Annotated in this window: 19 protein-coding genes; 3 read left to right on the top strand and 16 right to left on the bottom strand. The window is 43.5% G+C overall.

Features of this window, described 5'->3' with window-relative positions:
- Position 1: 1 nt before the first annotated feature.
- The 10 genes from G340_RS0107525 to G340_RS0107480 form a co-directional block, all read right to left on the bottom strand.
- On the bottom strand, positions 2-2,263 hold the full coding sequence (locus tag G340_RS0107525; protein ID WP_020073038.1) for an ATP-binding cassette domain-containing protein: 2,262 nt from the start codon (positions 2,261-2,263) through the stop codon (positions 2-4).
- Between the two features lie 296 nt (positions 2,264-2,559).
- Complete coding sequence (locus G340_RS0107520) at positions 2,560-2,982, bottom strand: DUF2000 domain-containing protein (protein WP_020073037.1); 423 nt, start codon at positions 2,980-2,982, stop codon at positions 2,560-2,562.
- Entirely contained in the window at positions 2,979-3,887 is a 909-nt protein-coding gene (locus G340_RS0107515) for a DMT family transporter (RefSeq protein WP_020073036.1), read from the bottom strand. Before G340_RS0107515 ends, G340_RS0107520 begins: the two co-directional genes overlap by 4 nt.
- A 22-nt stretch (positions 3,888-3,909) precedes the next feature.
- Complete coding sequence (locus tag G340_RS0107510) at positions 3,910-4,734, bottom strand: AraC family ligand binding domain-containing protein (RefSeq protein ID WP_020073035.1); 825 nt, start codon at positions 4,732-4,734, stop codon at positions 3,910-3,912.
- 660 nt (positions 4,735-5,394) lie between these two features.
- Positions 5,395-5,523 carry a hypothetical protein gene (locus G340_RS18440; RefSeq protein WP_020073034.1) on the bottom strand — a complete coding sequence of 43 codons (129 nt, stop codon included), beginning with the start codon at positions 5,521-5,523 and terminating at the stop codon, positions 5,395-5,397.
- A 123-nt stretch (positions 5,524-5,646) separates the two neighbouring features.
- A complete protein-coding gene (locus tag G340_RS0107500; protein WP_020073033.1) occupies positions 5,647-6,495 on the bottom strand; it encodes a PhzF family phenazine biosynthesis protein in 849 nt (282 codons plus the stop codon).
- Positions 6,496-6,614: 119 nt separating this feature from the next.
- Complete coding sequence (locus G340_RS18435) at positions 6,615-6,806, bottom strand: CD1845 family protein (protein ID WP_326522348.1); 192 nt, start codon at positions 6,804-6,806, stop codon at positions 6,615-6,617.
- 354 nt (positions 6,807-7,160) lie between these two features.
- A complete protein-coding gene (locus tag G340_RS0107490; RefSeq protein WP_020073031.1) occupies positions 7,161-7,973 on the bottom strand; it encodes an ABC transporter permease in 813 nt (270 codons plus the stop codon).
- Positions 7,974-7,991: 18 nt separating this feature from the next.
- Positions 7,992-8,774, bottom strand: coding sequence for an ABC transporter permease (locus G340_RS0107485; RefSeq protein ID WP_033402204.1), 783 nt, complete (start codon positions 8,772-8,774; stop codon positions 7,992-7,994).
- Positions 8,758-9,681: an ABC transporter ATP-binding protein gene (locus G340_RS0107480; RefSeq protein WP_020073029.1), complete on the bottom strand. Its 924-nt coding sequence runs from the start codon at positions 9,679-9,681 to the stop codon at positions 8,758-8,760. The genes G340_RS0107485 and G340_RS0107480 overlap by 17 nt, the downstream gene beginning before the upstream one ends.
- Positions 9,682-10,089: 408 nt before the next feature.
- On the opposite strand from G340_RS0107480, the gene G340_RS0107470 reads away from it, so the two are divergent.
- Genes G340_RS0107470 through G340_RS0107460 form a run of 3 tightly spaced genes read left to right on the top strand, consistent with a single transcriptional unit; the run spans position 10,090 to position 11,912 of the window.
- Positions 10,090-10,272, top strand: a complete 183-nt coding sequence (locus G340_RS0107470) for a helix-turn-helix domain-containing protein (RefSeq protein WP_020073027.1) — start codon at positions 10,090-10,092, stop codon at positions 10,270-10,272.
- Between the two features lie 11 nt (positions 10,273-10,283).
- Complete coding sequence (locus tag G340_RS0107465; RefSeq protein WP_027103907.1) at positions 10,284-10,985, top strand: response regulator transcription factor; 702 nt, start codon at positions 10,284-10,286, stop codon at positions 10,983-10,985.
- A 3-nt stretch (positions 10,986-10,988) separates the two neighbouring features.
- Positions 10,989-11,912, top strand: coding sequence for a sensor histidine kinase (locus G340_RS0107460; protein WP_020073025.1), 924 nt, complete (start codon positions 10,989-10,991; stop codon positions 11,910-11,912).
- Positions 11,913-12,132: 220 nt separating this feature from the next.
- On the opposite strand, the gene G340_RS16580 is transcribed toward G340_RS0107460, so the two are convergent.
- The 6 genes from G340_RS16580 to G340_RS0107420 form a co-directional block, all read right to left on the bottom strand.
- Positions 12,133-13,650: an energy-coupling factor ABC transporter ATP-binding protein gene (locus G340_RS16580; RefSeq protein ID WP_020073024.1), complete on the bottom strand. Its 1,518-nt coding sequence runs from the start codon at positions 13,648-13,650 to the stop codon at positions 12,133-12,135.
- A gap of 77 nt (positions 13,651-13,727) precedes the next feature.
- Positions 13,728-15,041, bottom strand: coding sequence for an MptD family putative ECF transporter S component (locus G340_RS0107450; protein WP_020073023.1), 1,314 nt, complete (start codon positions 15,039-15,041; stop codon positions 13,728-13,730).
- 260 nt (positions 15,042-15,301) lie between these two features.
- Positions 15,302-15,775, bottom strand: coding sequence for a TetR/AcrR family transcriptional regulator (locus G340_RS17090; protein WP_020073022.1), 474 nt, complete (start codon positions 15,773-15,775; stop codon positions 15,302-15,304).
- 466 nt (positions 15,776-16,241) lie between these two features.
- On the bottom strand, positions 16,242-17,972 hold the full coding sequence (locus tag G340_RS0107430) for an ABC transporter ATP-binding protein (RefSeq protein WP_020073020.1): 1,731 nt from the start codon (positions 17,970-17,972) through the stop codon (positions 16,242-16,244).
- A complete protein-coding gene (locus G340_RS0107425) occupies positions 17,969-19,711 on the bottom strand; it encodes an ABC transporter ATP-binding protein (RefSeq protein ID WP_020073019.1) in 1,743 nt (580 codons plus the stop codon). The genes G340_RS0107430 and G340_RS0107425 overlap by 4 nt, the downstream gene beginning before the upstream one ends.
- 95 nt (positions 19,712-19,806) lie before the next feature.
- Entirely contained in the window at positions 19,807-20,433 is a 627-nt protein-coding gene (locus G340_RS0107420; protein ID WP_020073018.1) for a TetR/AcrR family transcriptional regulator, read from the bottom strand.
- Positions 20,434-20,759: the final 326 nt, after the last annotated feature.

Raw genomic sequence — 20,759 nt, 5'->3', positions numbered from 1 at the left:
CCTATCCTTCGTTGAGATACTCTTTTAAATGCTTACCCGTCAAAGAATCTTTGCAGGAAAGCAAGTCCCTTGGCGGTCCGGAAAACATAAGCTGCCCGCCGTTTTGACCCGCATAGGGACCGATATCGATGATCCAATCCGCCTGAGAAATAATCTCCAAATTGTGCTCGATGACAATGAGGGTGGAATTTTGCTCGACAAGCCGGTTCAGAACCAACAGCAATTGCCGGATATCCGCCATATGCAAGCCAGTGGACGGCTCGTCCAATACATAAACTCGGCCCCTGTTCTCCAGCTCGGAAGCAAGCTTCATACGCTGCAATTCCCCGCCTGAAAGGGTGCTGAGCGGCTGCCCCAAAGTGATGTAGGGAATGCCAACATCCGATAGCCTCTTTAATACCGCTACGATTTCTCTTTCGTGAAAGAAATCTGTGGCTTCCGCTACTGTCATTTTGAGAACATCGCCAATATTCTTCCCTCTTAGCTCAAAAGAGAGCACTTTATCGGTATAACGGTTTCCTTGGCATTCCTCGCATACGGTCACGACTGTATCCATGAAGGCCAAATCGGTATAGGTCACTCCCAACCCCTTACAGGCGGGACAAGCGCCCTGTGAGTTAAAGCTGAAGAGAGAGGCACTGACTCCGTTCTTTTTTGCAAACAGCTTTCGGATGCTGTCAAATATCCCCGTAAAGGTAGCTATGTTGGAACGCTTGGTGGCTTGAACCCCTTTCTGATCAATAAACACCGTTTCAGGATACAGTCTTGGCAACACCCCATTAATGAGCGTACTTTTACCCGACCCGGCAACGCCGGTGACCACCGTCATCACCCCTTTGGGGATTTGAACGGATAGGTGCTTTACATTGTGCAGCGTTGCGTTTTGGATAGAGAGCCAGCCCTTCGGCGTTCGAGGCACCGGTTTCAGTTCCGCCTTATAGGACAAATACTTTCCCGTGAGGGTGTTGGCTTTTAGCAGACCCTGCAAATCCCCTTGATAGACAATTGTGCCTCCCTGTGTTCCCGCACCGGGCCCCATATCAATCACATGATCGGCAATTTGTATCATGTCTGGATCGTGCTCCACAATCAGAACTGTGTTGCCTTTATCTCGCAATTGCTTCATTAGGTCATTGATTTTCCTGATGTCATGAGGGTGCAGCCCGATGCTGGGTTCATCGAAAATATACGTTAAATCCGTCAGGCTGCTGCCGAGCTGACTGACCATTTTTATGCGCTGGGATTCGCCGCCCGAAAGTGTGGCGGTTTCCCGGCTTAGGCTTAAATACCCGAGGCCAATCGATTCCATATGCCGGAGCCTTCTTATTAGCTCAGAGACAATGGGCGCGGCAATCGGAGTATGAATTGTTTGTATGAATTCTAAAAGCTCGGTAATTTGCATATCCGCGCATTCCGCAATGCTTTTACCGTTTACTTTACAAGACAAGACCGAATCATTCAAACGCGTCCCATGACAATGGGGACAGTTCTGTTTTACAACAAACCGCTCCATCTCTTTTCCATATCGGATCTTTTCGCCGTCTTCTTTTTTCAGAAAGCTTCGTTCAATGCGTGGGATCAGTCCCTCGTACAATGAGGTCTTGTGCCATTCGGGTGCGGGATTTGTCACCTTGATTCCGTCAGCGTACAGCAGTCGTTCCATTTCCTCCGCGGAGTAGTCCTTTAGCTTTTTGTTATTGTCAAAAAAGCCGGAATGAATATACCGGGTCAGCCGCCAGCCGCCGGGTTCAAACGTTGGAAAACAAATTGCCCCCTCGTTTAAAGACTTATTTTTATCCAGCAGCCTTTCAATATCGATTGTCTCGGTTTTTCCTAATCCCTCGCAATAGCTGCACATCCCCGCCGGATTATTGAAAGAAAAGGCTTCGGCATAGCCTACAAACGGTTCCCCAATGCGAGAGAACAACAAACGCAGCGAGGAATAAATATCGGTGATTGTCCCCACTGTTGAGCGTGCATTGCCGCCTAACCTCTTTTGATTAATAATGAAGGCCACCGAAAGATTTTCGATGGCGTCCACATTCGGTTTGCCATAATGCGGCATTCGGTGACGAATAAAGCTGGTATAAGTTTCATTCAGCTGTCTTTGAGACTCTGCTGCTATCGTATCAAATACTAAGGACGACTTTCCCGAACCGGACACACCGGTAAAGACTGTAATACTCTTTTTGGGTATTTGCACATGAATATTTTTTAAGTTTCGCTCTCTTGCGCCAAATACCCTTATATCGTTTTCGTACATTCTGTATCCTTTCTCAATTACATGACTGTGTTAATATATGAATAGGTTAACTATATGTTATCATACATTTCTTTTCATTTCAATGTTTTACATTGGTTTTTAAAGATAATGAGGTGTCGAATAAAAAATGAGCGGAGCAACCGCTTATGATTGTGTATAAACGGCCCTCCAATCGCATTACTGCCACTGGAAGGCCATTAAAAACGCTCATTTAGTTCCCTACCCTTTGCAACATTGCAATAGGCAGTTATGTCTTGTCGGCCGACAAATATTTTATCAATCTAAATCGCGATATATTATCTTAAAAGCGGCATAAAACCTGTTAGTTTGTTTACTTTTTTCTTATTCCCATAAATGGCAATTCCCAAGTAATTATGGTCTTGCTCTGACGTGATTGACGCCTTTGCAATATATTCACTGTATCTATTACAGCTTTGTGCAACATCAGAAAAATCAACAACAATTAAATCTGCAAACTCCGGGCTATACAAACGCTCCCTCAAATCTTTCAAAATTGCTTTATCTCCACGAAGCATTGTAACCGGAATCGTAATAATACCCAAGTGGGATTGCCCCGAAGCGTCTGCTACATCTTCGCCAATCTGTTCAGGGATATACTTTCCCAATGTGATGCCTAAAATGGCAGACGTATTTGCTACAATGCCAATCGGCAGTTCAGAATCGATAATCATGACACATTTCATAGTAGATTCGCTCATTCTTTAAGCTCCTTTTGTTTTGCAGAGGTTTTCAGCTCCGATATAAATAGTCCCGCTAATGTAAGTAAAATGCCAAAGGCCATAACTCCAGTAATTCTTTCACTCAGTACAATAACCGAGGTAACAACAGTTATGACTGGAACCAAGTAAATATAAACGCTGGTTTTTACTGCACCCAATATTTTTACCGCCAAACTCCATGTCACAAAGCATAGAGCAGATGCGCCGAATCCCAAGAATAGAATATGAAACAGATTGATTGGCTGAATTATCTGATTTACGTTTGGTTTAAACCCAAATATAAACAATGCAGGGATCATAAACACCAGCCCATAAAAGAAAATTCTTCGGGTTGATTGAATGGTATTGTAATGAAAGCCGCTGATTTTCTTAGTCAGAATAGAATAGCCGGCCCATACCACAGCGGCTAAAACTGCCAAAATATCTCCCAATGGGTTTAATTGCAAATTGCTGCTTCCGTTAAAACTAATAAGAAAAATCCCAACAACAGCAACTACAAAGCCTATAAAGAATTGCGCCCTCAATTTTTCACCATCTAAAAACAAGTGCGCAAAAATAGCCGTGAAAAATGGTGCTACGGAAATAATGACACCTACATTGGAAGCAAAAGTATAGGTCAAGGCAATGTTTTCGAGTAAGTAATAGAGTGTGACACCACACAAACCGGCGGCAGCAAAATATAACTCTTGTTTTTTCTCCTTGACTTTCAGCCTATGAGGGTAAACCGCCAGTAACACAGCAAACCCGATTGTAAATCTTAAAAACAGTATTTCTATTGGAGAAAAGGCTTCTAAAAGTATCTTGGTGGATATGAATGTAGTACCCCAAATGAAAATGGAAATAAGTGCAAACACATGTCCCGTGATCTCTTTTTTTCTGTCCATGAAAGTCCTCTCTATATAAACATCAACGATGATTATCCTTGAAGATGTTCATATACTGCTTGGGTGTCAGCCCTATAAACTTCTTAAAAAAGTTGGAAAAGTGGCTCTGGTCAGTAAAGCCTGTCTGCAAAGCCACATCTATTGGTAAAATGCCTTGCTCCAGCATTTTCTTTGCATGGTCAATTCGTATTGTTTCCAAGTAGCTATAAGGGGAAATCCCCTTTTGTTTCGTGAACGAGCGAAGAAGATAGTATTTGCTTAGTCCCGTCAGCTTGCAAAGGTCATCAAGTGTAATATTCTCCATGTAGTGTTTTTCTAAAAATTCACAGATTGCCCTTGCTTCCGTGCTTTGCCCTGCGTTTTCTGTTGGCATGACCTGTTCGGTATATTCTTCAATGAGCTGTTCCAAAAGGAAGAAGAAGATTTCCTCTTTTCTAAAATCTTTTTCTTCCTCCATAATGATTTGATGTAATTCTCGAAGTACAGCGACTAATTCGCTATGAAAAACGACTTGCGGCGTAAAATAAGGCAAATATGCTTTCCCCGTTATTTCAAAAACTGCCTTGCTCATGATTTCCGGTTGGATATTGATACAGCGATAATCCAGCGTTTTACCGTCAATTTGTTCGCACGCATGATTGTCGCGGGGATTAAACAATAATAAATCCCCCGGCTCTATGGTGTACTCCTTGTTCTTACAAGATAAAAACCGCTGGCCTTTTTCAATAAAACCAATCACATAGTATTCATGAAAATGGTTGGGGAATTTCTGCATAATTCCTTGAAAATGATAAGCTTCCACCTTTAATTGAGCATCATATTTTACCGTTCTAATCTCTTGCTTCATAAAATTTATCCTCCTTTCCTGATGATCTGATATTTAGTGTACCACAAGTGGCAGTAGTATTCTTGTATGATATTGCCCTGCCAATTCGGCAAGCAAAAAGAGTAAAATACCCTAAACCCCTAAACAGTAAACAGTAAACAGCAAGCAGGGCAAGTGTATTGACACTTGCACATTTTTGAGATTTTCTCTTGCGGTAAAATCTTAAAAATGCTTGTTAGGGAGTGCCTTCCCCAACCCCTGCGACATCGGGCCAACGTGGCCCGATATCATGTGGCTTGTCCTGTAAAAAGAGAACTAAAAACGCCTTTAAGGGAGAATCCCCGAAAGATGGCGAATAAAAATGAGCAGAATATTCGCCTATGAATTGGACTGACTTTTTGAAATTATATAGGAGAATAACTCTGGCTATATCTGACCGTCACAGCATGGTGGCGGCCCCTCCATCAGCCGATACTTTGCTTTTAGCACATATAAATACCCTTCAATCGCATACTGCCATTGAAGGGCCCCTAAAAGCGCGCATTTCTTACGGGTGCTTCTGAATTAAGTGCACCCCCAGGATGCTCATTGATATCGTTGTACTTGATACCCACTTTCATAACAGATCATAACGCCATGTAACTCGTCTGAAAATCGCCTTAACCTATAATGAAACAACCACTAGGCAACAATCAGATCGCCGCCTCGCGTTTTGTCCGGGATTTGCCCGTAATCAAAACGGTCTTTCATGCTCAGCGCTGTCGTTTCGCCCTTGCTGATAGGATGGGTCTTGCAATAGGTTGTCGCCATGCGAGGCCCCTCCTTTGCTATAAAAATAACTTCGGGTCAAGTTGGCCTGAAGTTATTTTTACAATCTCGTCTTTGAAACTTTTGTATATAAAGCATGATATCGATGATCTAATGCAGCAAAAATCATATGTTAATTGTACCGGAAGCAAAAAAGGAAACCTCCCCTGTAATGAAAACGTCCCCAGTTTGCGATACCCACCCTTTGATAATACTTGGCCTGTTAACAAATTTCCCCTGATGAAGATCAATGACTTCATCTTTCTTTTTGATTTTATGCTGAATAAGATATGCACATAACGGCCCCGCTGCACTACCTGTAGCAACATCTTCAGTAGATCCAAAGTTATCCCAAGTTCTGCATTCTAAAGTATTTGTATCAAAAACATATACAAACTTTGCTTCAAAGTTGGATAAAAAGGCTTCAAAATCATCACGTAAGATTTTACTACTCGATACATTACTTCGTAATGGTACTAAAAGATATGGCAGGCCGGTGGAAACACACTCCACAGGATAATTTTTGTCCAGATCATGCTCATTAACGTTCAATGCCTTGGCAATTTGGCAATAGAATGATTCTTCTACTTCTTTGATAAATAGGGCTTTACCTTGGTTCATTGTAACCTGATAACAAGCATCCTTCTGAACGGATTGAATTTGTATATGTCTTTCTCCCAGCTCAAATGTTATGTTTACATCATTATCATTAGGAAAAAACAGCTTATGAATTACCGCTCCAGCCCCAAGAATAGGATGCCCTGCAAACATCAATTCCTCATCTACTGTAAATATTCTAACAGGATAAATTCCACTAGAATTAGCTGGGTAAATAAAAATCGATTCAAACTGTTTTAACTCTTGGGAGATTTGCAATAGCTTTTGATCTGGTAAAGGTTCCTGTGGAAAAATAACCGTGAGACCATTGCCGCTCATTGGCCTTGAAGAAAAAACATCTACATGATAGTATTTCATTATTTTGCCCTCCTTTTTTCATCGGGGTTCGGTTGTTATCTGTTCCTTTTCGCGCAAGAGCGCGGTTCGCAGAATCACATGAAAATGTATTTAAATTATAGCAATTTGTCTTATATGATTCAAGCATATAGACTTCGGGACAAGTTGGCCCAAAGTTTCCAGCTGTTTGTCGCTTTCAGCTTACAATAAAAACACCTAAGAGAAGTATTAATGCTATCTACCCCGGAGATCAGCCATTCCGCAATGGCTTGTAATCCAAACGGGGAAAGCAAGAACGCGAATACCATTACCCATATACAGTTATGGAGCATACCGCCAGTAAAGTGTTTTGGTGTAGTAGCCCTCCCGCACCTTGCAGATACCGTCTTTCAGCATTTCCTTGAAGGGAACGGTCTAATGTGCCGACTGCGGCTCACGCTTTTTACGGGAACGGGCGGGTACTTTGTTTTTGTATTTCTGCATATTGCTTCTGAGACAATCGCCCTCCGAGCTATAGCAGATAAATCCATGGGATGGATACGGGCAGCTGCCGCAGCTTTGGAATGGATCGTGTGGCCATTCGGCCGGTGGTATTTTGCCTTGATAGCTGTTTTGTGCCTGAACTTCGCTATATACAGCCAAAGTCTCGCTGACATCTTCTTTCTATTGTAGGGCTGATATTAAAATCATCGTCCTTTTTGCCCTGACCTGAGGAACACACTGGCTACGTTGCGCTTTTTGCTCTTGCGAGCCGCTTGCGCTGGATTTGTCAGTATCACAATCACGATTGTGAGTAAAAGCATGACGATCAAGGATAGCACAGACAGAGCAAGATTTCCCTGTTCAGAAGTGTTCATGAAGGTTCCTGTGTCGAATCCCATAACCGTCAGTCCAGACAGGATCGGATATAGGCTGCGAAGCGTGACATTCTTGATAAACATAGCACTATATCCAAACAGGAAAGATACGATAACACCGCCCATGAATAGTCCCTGTTTCCTGCTGGTCAATGCGATAATCGGCAGAATGGCGATATAGGTAAAAAGTGATATTCCGAGCATTTGCAAAAGCCCGGTGAATAAAATTCCGGCATTCCGTCCGGAAAGACCCGACAGCGATCCGACGATCAGCGTTACTACATAGCTGTAAAATCCAAACAGCACACTTATGATTCCCATAGCCAGCAGTTTTCCGAACAGCAGGCGCTGAAAGCTTACCGGAACAGGCAAGATATTTTTCAAAGTATTGTCTGTATATTCCCGGTTGATCAGATAGCCCCCAATCAATGTGAAAATGACGGGCATGAAAATTGTTGCGCTATTCCATATGGTACTATTAAAATGAGCGGAAAAGTCAAAAATCTGTGTTGTGACCTCTGGCGTGGCGACTGCCTGCGTGAATACAGACAAAATTGCCGGGAGAGTCATTCCAACAAGGCCTATGAGCAAAATATGAAATCTCTTTAATTTTAAAAATTCAGCTTTTATAATACGAAACATGAAAGATACCTCCCTTCCTCAAATTTCTCTGCGCCGATAGATGCGGATCATCAAATAAATACAAACAGCGGCTTCCAATAAAAGCACACCAAAGCATACAGATGCCGGTACAAAATATTGACTGAATCGATTGTAAAATTCCGTCTGAATTTCGCCAGTGGGCGTGTAAAACTGGTACAGCCACCGAAAAATCATAGGAACGGGCATAAGGGTTCCGGCATTTATCCCGAAAGGCTGCATCATAATCGCATCGCTAAAATGCATCACATAATTTAGCAAGGTGTAAAAGAACACGATAATCACCGAGAGAATATAGCTTTTATTAAACCATACAACCAGCACAATGCAAGGAAGCGCAGGCGCCCACATGAGCACCCCGGATGAGGCTGTGAGCGTAAGCTGAAACGCAAAATCAGTCAGCGGGATGGTTTGAGAAACAGCGATTACTGTGCTTACCGCAAAGCCCATTAACTGAAATGCTACTGAAAAAATGAACAAAACCAATAGCTTTACAAGCACCAATTGATTTTTTGGTACCGGTATGCAAAGCAGATTTTTCAAGGTATCATTGTCCTGCTCGACAAAGAACAGATTAGCCGCCAAGATGATCAGCAAGGGCATTAAAAGCAAAAAGGCGTTATCCTCTCTTACTCCGGACTGGACACTTGCAAAAGTGGAGTCTGACAACAATACTGCATTAAAAAGAGGAAAAATAAAAGCTGCCAGTATTCCAAAGTAAAACAGTTTCTTTCTTTTGAATTTTTTAAATTCACTTAGTAGCAGATTACGCAATACCCTCACCTCCGGTTATTCGCTTGAAGTAATCCTCCAAGGTATCTTCACAGGTGTGAGCTTCGGATACCTCCAATCCGTTTTCAATAAAGGCACGGTTAAGGGCAGCCACAGAAAAATTGTTATCATATATGCGCAGGCTATGGTCATTCTCCACAGTGAAGTTTTGGGTGCCAAAGTTTCTCTCCATGATTCTGGCTGCCTGCGCTGTGTCGGAGACAATAAAATGGATGTACTTCCCATTCTTTTCTTCTAACTCCGCAAGGCTTTCTTCTTCCAGCAGTACGCCGTGATCTATAATGCCGATATCATCAACTAAAAGCGCTATTTCCGAAAGGATATGGCTGGAAATCAAAATCGTTTTTCCCTTTTTGTCGCACAAATCCCGGATAAACGAGCGTACTTCGGCAATTCCGATGGGGTCAAGCCCATTGATCGGCTCGTCCAAAATCAGCAGCTCCGGATCGTGCATAATGGAAAGGGCAATCGCTAAACGCTGCTTCATACCGAGAGAGTATTGGGCAAACAGCTTCTTATCGCCATAGGGGAGCCCAACAACCTCTAATGCGTCTTTGACAGCGGTACGTTTGGAAACACCTCTGAGCTGTGCAAAAATTTTCAGGTTCTCTGTACCGGTCAAGTTTGGATAAAATCCCGGTGCTTCGATTAGGCTGCCGATACGGGGTAGAATTCTTTTTTCGTTTCCTTGAACACTTTTGCCGAAAATTTGAACTTCTCCGGAAGTAGGCATTGTCAGATTTAAGAGCATTTTCATGCATGTGGTTTTCCCTGCACCATTTCTGCCGAGCAAACCATAGATGCGCCCCTTTTTCACATGGATATTCAAATTTGCAACACTTTTCTGCTCACCATATTGTTTTGTGAGATTTTTTGTCTCAATGATAAAATCACTCAAATGAAGGACCTCCTCTTCTTACTGAAATCAGTTTATCATATCAATCTTGCATGAACCTTGCCGCAACCTTGCATTAACCTTGCAATTAAAAAAACCTGCCGATAGACAGGGTTTCAGCCTGTCAAAAAAGATCCAGCTTGTGCTGGGGTTTGGTTGTAAAATGAAGAAAAAACGCGTCAATACAGCCAGAAAGAAGCTGATTCTCAAGGTTGGATGAGCTTAAGCGGCACCGGCGTTCTTGCGTGTTTGTTTTCGTTTTCAATCCTATTATGCACCTTGGTATGACCCCAGCCTGTTTCTAAAGTGCAGCTAGTGTCATGCCTGCGGCAACCTCTTGAAAAAGGAATGATTGATTTTATTCGCTAATGCGTATATAATATAAGTAATATACATGGCGGAGGAATACAAATGCTTGATTATATATCTGTGCAGCAAGCTTCTGAAAAATGGGGAATCTCCAAGCGGAGAATACAAAAGCTCTGTGAAGAAAACAGAATTAACGGAGCGGTTCGCTTCGGTCGTGCATGGGCGATTCCAAAAGATACGCCAAAGCCTGCGGACGGCAGGCTGAAAGAAAACAGAAAATCATAAATATAAGGAGGATGAACTTGGCCTACAGTATTTTACTAATTGACGATGACAAAGAGCTATGCGCTTTAATTAAACAAAGCATAATGAGAGAACAAATTCATTCTGATTGCTGCTACTCCGGCACAGATGGTCTGGCGCTCCTTGAAAAAAACGATTATCAGCTTATTCTTCTAGATGTGATGATGCCGGGAATGGACGGTTTCCAGACCATGGAGAAAATAAGATCGAAAAGCAGCATACCCATTTTGATGCTCACATCTAAAAATGACAGTATGTCAAAAGTACAGGGACTGCGTTCCGGTGCAGATGACTATTTAACGAAACCATTTGATATGGAAGAACTGATTGCTCGAATTATTTCTTTGATACGGAGATACACACGCTTTAGTTCATCGTCTAATTATTCACAGTCCCTTACCTACAAAGGGCTGACCATAGACGTTGATAGCCGAAGTGTGACCACGCAAAACGGTACCTTTGAGTTGCCGCCAAAAGAATTTGATCTGTTGCTCTTTTGCGCTAAAAATCAGGGAAGAATTTTAACAAAGCAGCAGATTTACGAGGAGGTTTGGGGTGAGCTGTATGTCTATGATGACAGTAATATTATGGCTATCATCAGTAGACTTCGTAAGAAGATAGAACCCGACCTCGGAGCACCGTTGTATATCCAAACAGTAAAGGGAATTGGCTATCGCTTTAACAAGGAGGTATAGGCTATGCTTCTGAATGTGATTTTGGGCATATTATTTTGCCTTGCCCTCTTGCTTAGCATTGTGTGCTGTACAAAGCTAGTGCGTGTAAAACGGAAGCTTAGCGACATGACAGAGGCTTTGAGTGATATTCAGGCCGGAAACGGAAATCGAAAAATCCTTGCAGCAGACAATGAGCTGACAGCAGAGCTCTCATTTAAAATGAATGAAATTGTATATGCCTATGAAGAACAGCTTTCACAGCTGCGGTCGGCAGACGAAACCAATCGTCAGCTTATGACCAGCCTTTCCCATGATGTGAGAACACCTCTTACAACCCTGCTGGGTTACTTGGATGCTGTTCATAGAGGAATTGTTACCGGAAAAAACCGTGAGGATTACCTCGAAATTTCGAGGCGAAAAGCTTATGATCTAAAAGAATATATTGATGTTTTATTTGACTGGTTTAAGCTCAACTCCAGTGAGTTTTCTTTATCTATAGAGCGGACAGAGCTTGCGGAACTAACCCGCAATATCCTCAAAGACTGGATTCCTGTTTTTGAGGAAAAAAATCTGATCTATGAAATTGAGCTTCCAGAAAAGCCGTTGCTCACAAGAGTGGATTTGGGCGGGTATGCCCGCATCATTCATAATTTAGTTCAAAACGTTATAAACCATAGTCAGGCGACACAGATCAAAATTAAAATGGTAAAACAAAAAAATGATATTGAAATCTGCATTATGGATAACGGAATCGGAATTGAGAAAACGGATTTACAGCATATTTTTCAAAGGCTGTACAAATGTGATAAAGGGCGTTCAAATAAAGGAAGCGGATTAGGCCTTGCTATAGTCCGACAGATGGTGGAAAAGATGGACGGTCGAATTACGGTACAAAGTGAGCCGAACCAATATACGAATTTCACTGTTTTCTTTCCTTTAGATGCCTGAAAGGATCTCTGTCTATCGGCAGGGTTTCAGATTGTCGCAAAACCCATCCAACGCGTTAAGCGAAGGATGCCGCGGGAGTTTGCCGAGTGGAAACAGCGGCAGGCACAAGAGGATACGAAAGAAGAGCAATGATATATAAGCAAATCCCCCCCTGACATAGTCTGCTACACCATGTCAAAGGGGGGATTTTATGTATCAAAAGGAATGCTTATTGCAACTTTCAGTTCCTCAAAGACGTATGGTTCGCAGTAGCGCCCTTGCCGCTCGGCAGTTCAATATCTGACTTGTTTTCCTGAATTAGGGTGCATTGGGCCTGAACTTTATCCATGACAAAAAAACTTTGTAAAAGCTTCACAGCAGTATTATCCATTGGGCAATGCCATAGAACTTTACCATTTTCCATAAACAATAAATAAGTACAGCATTTATATATTAGTTCGGGGTCATGGGTAATTAAAAATATACTTTTCCCCATTTCTTTTAGACCGTTTAGATTGTCAGAAACCTCAACCATGTGCCGATAGTCAAGCCCACTGGTAGGTTCATCAAATATCATAATCTCTTTATTGGATGCAATTGCGCTGCCAATCGCTACTCGCTGCTTTTCGCCGCCGGATAAAGACATCGGATGCAGCTTTATTTTATCCGACAAATCCAAACTGGACAAAATCTTATTTGCCAGGACTCTCTCTGTTCCCTCGTTAGCACCATCCATACTAAGCAAGATTTCATCCATCACATCTTCTGTAAACAATTGATGATTTACATCTTGCATGACCATATAGGAGAGGTGTCGGCGCTGCTTCGTTCCACAAGAGATGCTGTTTATTTCCAGTGTTCCTTTTGTCTTCTTATCTAAGCCGCATAGGCACCGGGCAAAGGTGGATTTTCCTGCGCCATTCTTTCCAATGATACCGATAATCTCACCTTGGGGAAGCGTCAGATCGGGGATGTCTACACTAGAGGTGCCGTGCTTTTCATAGGAAAACAGAAAATTCCTGATTTGCAGGGATGAACGATTGGGTTTTGGTGTTCCTTCTGGCGAAAGATGGAATGGGTCTAACGCCCGCAGTCCCATATGCTGTAATTCATGCGGATGTAACCCCTGAAATTCTTGTTTAGTAAACTCATGGCAGATAACTCCGTGTTTCATGTAAATAATACGATCCACAAAAGGGATGAGGTAATATAGGCGATGCTCCGCTACGATAACCGTTTTACGCTCGGATCGCCAATGCCGTATTACATCAGCTAAATCGTTGATGGATGAAATATCCAAGTTGGAAGAAGGTTCATCCAGAACGAAAATGTCAGGCTGGATGGCATCTGCTGATGCACAGGCAATTTTTTGTTTTTCCCCTCCGGACAAAGCAAACAAACTGCGATTTAAAAGCTTTTCCAGCTTGAGGCTTTGTGTGGTTTGTTTCAAACGCTCCTGCATTTCAGAAACAGGCAAGCCCATGTTTTCACAGCCAAATACAATCTCACTGGTTGTTTCCACATTGTAAAATTGCGTTCTAGGGTTTTGAAATACGGAACCGACGCGCTGCGCGATTTGATACAGAGGGTATTCCTTTATCCCCTTGTCGTCCAGCAACACTTCTCCTGTTAATTGGCCTTCATAGTAATGGGGAATTAAACCATTGATTAAGCGAGTCAGTGTTGTCTTTCCACAGCCAGATTCCCCGCACAGCAAGATTGTCTCGCCATCCTGAATAGTCAAGTTTATATTTTTCAAATTATTTTCAGCTTCCCCACTCTCATAAGTAAAGGAAACGTTTTTTAGTTCTATCGTTCTACAAAGCCTCCTTCGCGCTAAATATAAAATGTAAAACCCAGCATAGTGGATGTGATTAGCAATGTAATCACGTCATAGTGTGTGAACCCGATTTGGGTGATATTGGTACGCCTTATCGGATTATCCAGCCCACGGGTCAGGGCTGCCGCCGATAGATCTTCGCCAATTTTAACGACGGAAATCATCAGGGGAATAAATCGATATTCGATTAAAGCAGCTGGATTGTTCCAGAATTTTTGAGTACCAAACTGTACCTCTCGCATTCGCATAGCATCTTTGATGGATGCGGATTCTTCCTGCATGGTAGGAAGAAAACGAAACAGAACAGACAGTGGAATAGTAATCTGTCGCCCGATGTGCATTCTTCCCAGCGATGCAACACATTCGCTGGCCGTGGTGGATTTTAAAAAGTAAGCTCCCATCATAAAAGCAGGAAACAGCCGTAAAACCAATCCCACTAAAAGTACAATGAGCATATTGAGTACCATTGGAAATTGAATGCTGTTTTGAACTGCCTGTACCACCAACCCTGTAGTAAATAGGACAAAAAAGATTAGGGCGGTTTTATACTGCCGATTTATAAGTAAAAGCACAAAAGGAATCAGTGCCACCGCAATCATAAAGGCAGTGTGGGCATATAAAAACTCTGCGGTAGCGACGATGGCCATAAGAAGAAGCTTTGTCCTTGGGTCAAGACAAAATCCTTTTTTCGTGCTTGCAACTGCTTGGAATTGTTCCATTAGATAATGCCTGCTCTCTCGAAATGTTTTTTCAACATTTTGCGCCCAAGCAATGCACCTAAGATACCGCCCACAAACAGCAGAGCAAAGCCTGCATAAAACATCCAAGACGGCATCAGCGCCTGTAGTGTGTTTGCATACTGGTCCCCCCATAGAACTGTGGATATTTTCCCAGTATGTCTCGCCTGCAAACCAAAGGTTTGCGGGGCAACCCATAATTCCCAAGCAGAAGCACGCATAGCTCAATACGGTAACCTTGAAGTTTTGATAGCCGCCGAACTTTAAAACCAGATCGCTTAAAATACCGCCCAACATCCAACCAAGCAGTCCAATCCAGCCGTAACCTATAAAATAAAAGAAGATACCGCCTATCAGACCCGTGATTGTCAACATACCGAATTTTTTAATTTTAGTATAGTACAGCATCATGGGAATACCGCAAACTACCGGCCAAATGATAAACAGAAATGGGTATACAACCGGCAGGGCTGTCAGCAGCCCGATCATAAAGAATATGACAAGGGTCATTGCAGAGTAAATTCCAACATTGATCAGGTCTTTGCCTGTGAGCTTATTTGTTTGTTTTTCCATTTTGATCAAATCCTTTCTTTTTTATCATGTATCTTCTGTTCCAAGTGGAGAGTGCAAGCGCATTTTCGGATTGCTCTAGTTAGATTAAGCTAACTAAACGAGAAAAATTTTGGGGACTATATCCCCAAAACCGTTTGCCAGCCGGAACTGAAAAATGCAGCAAGTGTATGTGCATATTTTAGTGCCGAAGACTTCGGATAGTTATGTAAAACAATTTCAGCAATGGACGAAAAATAGGAATGCACTAACATATGCCATTCTTACTCTTCCAATTCTTTAATTGGAACGCCTCGGAGTTTTAATTCATTGATTAGCTTTATTGTATCATGAACCTCAAGGCGAACGATATCATCCATAAACGCAGCGTATTTAGTACCATCAGAACACATCAGCAGCAGTTTGAACACATTAAAATTTTCATAGATATATTCAATGATTTGCTGAATCGTATCCTCTGACAGGCGCCATAAATCTTTCAGTTCATCTGTCTTAGCCAATTCAAAATGCTTTGCCACTGAATCTGAATACATTTCAGATATTTTTTGAAGAACCGGTTCCACCAGTGAACCGAACAAGGCCTCTTTATCTGCAAAGTGATTATAGAAAGCGCCATTTGTTACACTGGCATCTTTGCAAATTTCCCGAATGCTGGCACGTTCAAATCCGAATTTCAAAAAATGCTTTTTCGCACAATCCAATAGGTTTTCATGGGTCTGCTGAAAATCCCTTGGCATTTCCACACCTCCATTCCGCACTAAAATTACACTGTAATATTACGATGTAATTTACATTTCACCACGACCTTTGAAAAAATGCAATATGAAGATTGTTTTTGTTAAGCGGCGAAGAAATATCTGATTTACGCTTGCCCTAGAATTTCTTGTTTCGTTCTTGCAGCAGTATCGACTATAAACCTAAAGCGTCCCCTTGATGTAGCCCTATTTCCTATATCAAGGGGCTCTTTATTGATTGCCCGGTTTTACCGTTTTTCTTTAACCCCATAGAGAAGCTCTAAAAACGCGTAAAGGAAAGCCCTGCCGAAAAACATCGACAGGGCAATAAAATTACGAAAGCAAATTGAAAAGGGAATAAAACACAGGTTTGACACCGGCTCCGACTTGCAGCGTAACCAATCAAGGAGCTTTTGCACGGAATATGCGAGGAAGAAGTATGCCAAACGTATCTGCATCCTGTGTCATATCACAGCTTCCACCCGATGGCCTCCTTGCGGCCAAGCACAAAATCGGCATAAATGCCGCTTTGACCGATTAACTGATCATGGGTGCCCCGCTGTACCAGCCTGCCCTCATTCACCACCAGAATTTGATCCGCGTTCCGAACTGTTTTCAAGCGGTGCGCAATCATAATAATCGTCTTGTTTCTGGTCAGTGCTTCAATGGCCTGTTGGAGGCGGTCCTCGTTTTCAGGGTCCACATTTGCGGTTGCTTCATCCAGAATGACAATGGGCGAATCCTTGAGCATGGCACGGGCAATGGAAAGCCGCTGCTTTTCGCCGCCCGACAGAGAAGCGCCGCCCTCGCCGATAACCGTATCATAGCCCTCGGGCAGCGCCAGAATAAATTCTTCACAGCATGCCTTTTTTGCAGCCGCAACCACCTCTTCATGCGTTGCATCGGGGCTTCCGAACTTGATGTTATTTTCAATGGTGTCGGCAAACAAATAAACATTCTGAAACACCATGCTGATTTGCTCCATTAAGCATTCCAGCGTATATGCCCTGACATCATGGCCGCCTATCAGTACCCTGCCGCTGTCGACATCCCAAAACCGGGCCATCATATTGCACAGGGTCGTTTTGCCGGAGCCGCTCGGCCCGATGATGGCTGTGGTTGTTTTGTCGGGGATGGTAAACGAAATATTGCGGAGAACTTCTTTGTTCTCATAGGAAAACGAAACATTTTCAAAGACAATATCATGTTTCTTCAGAGTCAAATCCTGCCCGCGTTCATCCAGCCGCGGAATATCATCCATTTTTTGTGCATGATCGATGGAACTGCTTACCACCCGCAGGAGGGACAGCCCGCTTCCGGCAGACTGAATTTGAGCAAACACCAGGAAGGACATGATTACAGCCATGAGTGCGTTGGCAACGCTCATGGTGCCCGCCAGCCAAAAAGCAACCGCCGCTCCTGTCATAACAATGCTGGAGATCTGAAGAATGATGCCCTGTGCCATTGTGTAAGGTGTAAAAAGCCGCTCCAGTGCAAGGTTGCTTTTTTTGTTATACTCCAGTGCGTCCTGAACCTTTTTGTCGCCCTTTCCGGTGAGATTAAAGGACTTAATCACGCTCATTCCCTGTATATACTCCAAAACCGCGCCGACCATCACGGTTTCTGATTTTTGACGATTAGGCGCGATGCTTCTGGATTTTCGATCCATCAGGGAGGTGACAAACAGGTAAAGCGCGGTGCCTAACACAACAATGCCGCCGATTCGCCAGTCCCAAAGAAAAATCATGACCGTAAATACAGCCGCATTGATGAGTCCGCCCAGAATATCCACCAAAACCATGGGCGCAACCGTTTCTACGTTGTCCAATATGGTGGTGGAAACACCGGTAATCTCGCCCAGACTGTTTTCATTGAAATAGCCCATAGGGACACTTTTCAACCGGTTCGCAATATCAATCCTCTTGTTTGCCGACATAAAATAGCCCGCGTGGGTTTGCTGCAGCTGTGAAAAGTATTTTGTAACCGCAACGCCCAAAATACTTACCAGAACTAATCCAAGTGCAATCCAGGCGGGGGTACTGTCCGTTTGCTCTGTGAGAAGCGCCTGCACCACGACATAAATCGCGCCGACTTCAAGCATACGAAAAATGGCGTTTATCAGACCAACAAGCAATGATTTGTTGATGTTTCTCCGTTCCGCCCCGGCAAACCGCCATATTTTTTTGAGAGTTTCAATCATGCTGCGTCACCATCCTTTGTCCCGATATGTGCCTGCCACATGGCATGGTAAAGTGGGCAATCGGCAAGCAATGTTTCATGGGTTCCCACCGCTTCGATCCGCCCCTTTTGCACCACCACAATCTGATCCGCATCCGTAATGGTGGATAGCCGGTGGGCAATCACAATCACGGTTTTCCCCTGAATCAGCTTTGCCACCGCTTTTTGAATCACAGCTTCGTTTTCGGGGTCTATGTAGGCCGTTGCTTCATCGAGTATCACAATAGGCGCATTTTTCAGCATGGCACGGGCAATGGCAATCCGCTGCCGTTCGCCGCCGGAAAGATGCGTGCCTCCGCCGCCAACCTTTGTTTCATAGCCGTGGGCAAGCGCCCGGATAAAGCTGTCACACCCTGCCGCCTTTGCCACAGCCTCCACCTCCTGATCGGAAGCGGTGCGTCTTCCCATGCGGATATTTTCTAAAATCGTATCGTCAAACAGGAAGTTGTCCTGGGATACAAAGGCCGTTTGCTCATAAAGCTGCTCGAGAGGAATATTCTTTATGTCAATACCACCCAGCGTAATCGTGCCGCTGTTCACATCCCAGAAGCCCGCAATCAATTTGGCGATAGTCGATTTGCCGCCGCCGGAAGGCCCCACCAGCGCTGTCATACTGCCTGTCGGAATATTGAGATTGACCCCGTGCAAAATTTCCTTGTCGGCATGATAGCCAAAGGAAACATTTTGTAGTGAAATATCATGGCTGGTAAGCTTTACAGGCGCGGCAGCATGCTGCTGCTCCTCACCCTCCAAAAATTCATCAACGGATGCGACCGTTGTGCCGACTTTTGCAAGATTGTCTACAAAGCTCATCGCTTTTAACAGCGGCGCAACCAGTCCCAGTGACAGGATGATGCAGGTGAGAAAGGTTTCCGCGGTTAAGCTGCCTGTGCGGTAGAAAAGCCAGCCCACGGGAAGCACGGTTATCAAGGTAGTGGGTGCGATGGAATACGCCAAAGACATGTTGAACTGGCACCGCTTCATCCAGTTGTAGTAATAGGACGCATTGGCTTTCACCCGGTCGGAAAACTTGGCATAGGAGTGCTTGCCCTGATTAAATGCCTTGATGACCTCAATTCCGTTAATATACTCCACAATGGTTTCGTTCATTTCCTGCGTGGTTTTCACAGCGCCTTCCCAGTCCTTGCTGTAGCCCTTCATGATGGCCATCATGAAAACTATCCCAACCGGCAAGGATACTAAGGACAGCAGTGCCATGCGCCAATCCAAAACAAAAAGATAGATCAATACACAGACGGGTCCGATGATATTCGATGTCATCTCTGGCAGAAGATGTGCCAGCGTGGTTTCCATGCTTTCCACCTGATCCACAATAATCTGCTTGAGCCGGCCGCTTTTGGTATCCATTACCGTACCAAGAGGGAGCTTGGGCAGCTTTTTGAGCACCCTTTGGCGAATTTCTTTCAAAATGGAAAACGCTGCCTGGTGGGACAATGCCAAGGCAAAATTATATAGTAGGGTTCGGACCAGATACCCTGCCAAGCCTACCCCGCACCAAATCAGATAGTAGGTCAAATCTTGATTTGCGTTTACCATGCCTATGATCACCTGTGCGGCCGCGATATAGGGAACCACACCTCCCAGCACACCGATCAGCGCACTGATGATTGCGCCGGACAGGCGCCCATGCTCTGACTTTCCCAACTCCCAGATCCGCAGCAGGGGACTTTTTTGTTTCAAATTGATTCCTCCTTAATAGTTAGCACAAACTAACATATAGCTATGATTTTAGTTGATTTTGTGCGATTACAAAAAAGCAATGATTGTGCGCGTTGTCATATCCCAGGAGGCGAAAAAATTGTTCCAAAGCCTGCCATATGATAGTCTCTTAGCATATGAATGTATTTTTTCGCTTCTTCATACTGCATATTGTGCCGAACGACTTCAAAAACACCCTCGAAGTAAGCGGTCGTAATAATATGCAGGAATTCCTCGGTTACAATACCGCTCTTTATGCTCTCGCACCCAATCACTTCCATATACTGATAGGTATATTCCACCTCAATGCGTACCATCTCATCAATAAAATGGTGGTACTTTGTCCCATAGGAAGAATCAATCAACAGCCGAAATGCATCAAAGTGTGTGTACATATAGTCCAATAGCTGTTCCATACTTTTAGAAGAGTATTCGGGCATGGTGCTTTTTTGTGTTTCTTCGTCAAGTGCATGAAATGTCTCCTGAGTAAGACGAAAAATCTGCAGCATTCCCTGCATAGCAGGTTCAACCAGAGCGCTGAAAAGGCCCTCCTTATCGCCAAAGCGAGTGTAAATTGAACCGGTTGTCGTTTTTGCGTTAACGGCAATGGTCCTCAAAGAGGCATCCGTGTAGCCCCTCTTCAAAAATTCTTCTTTAGCGCAGTCAAGAACACGCTCATAGACGCCCTCAATTTGCTTTGCCAAACAATCTCCCCTTTCATAACATCGTTATATAACACTGTTCTGAATTTACCATAGATAACTCAATTTGTCAACTTCTTATTTATAAATCATTTTCTCACCACTATTGACTTTTCAATAAGATTTAACATCATTGTCCAAGATTACTTGTTTTTGTCAAGCAATATGGCAACAAAAATGGTAGGGGGTGTGGACAAAATTTTGGACTAAGCACAGAGCCCTAAATTTTGTCCACACCCCCTTATCCGCTTTTTACCATTGCACTGTTAAAAATTAAGCAATAATCCGAACCCATCCCCAACGGGGACAAGGTTCGGATTATCATGATT

It is taken from the genome of Faecalispora sporosphaeroides DSM 1294 (genome assembly GCA_000383295.1).
Lineage (GTDB): Bacteria > Bacillota > Clostridia > Oscillospirales > Acutalibacteraceae > Faecalispora > Faecalispora sporosphaeroides.
Note: the sequence above shows the minus strand (reverse complement) of the source record. Positions and strands in the feature narration are given on the sequence as shown.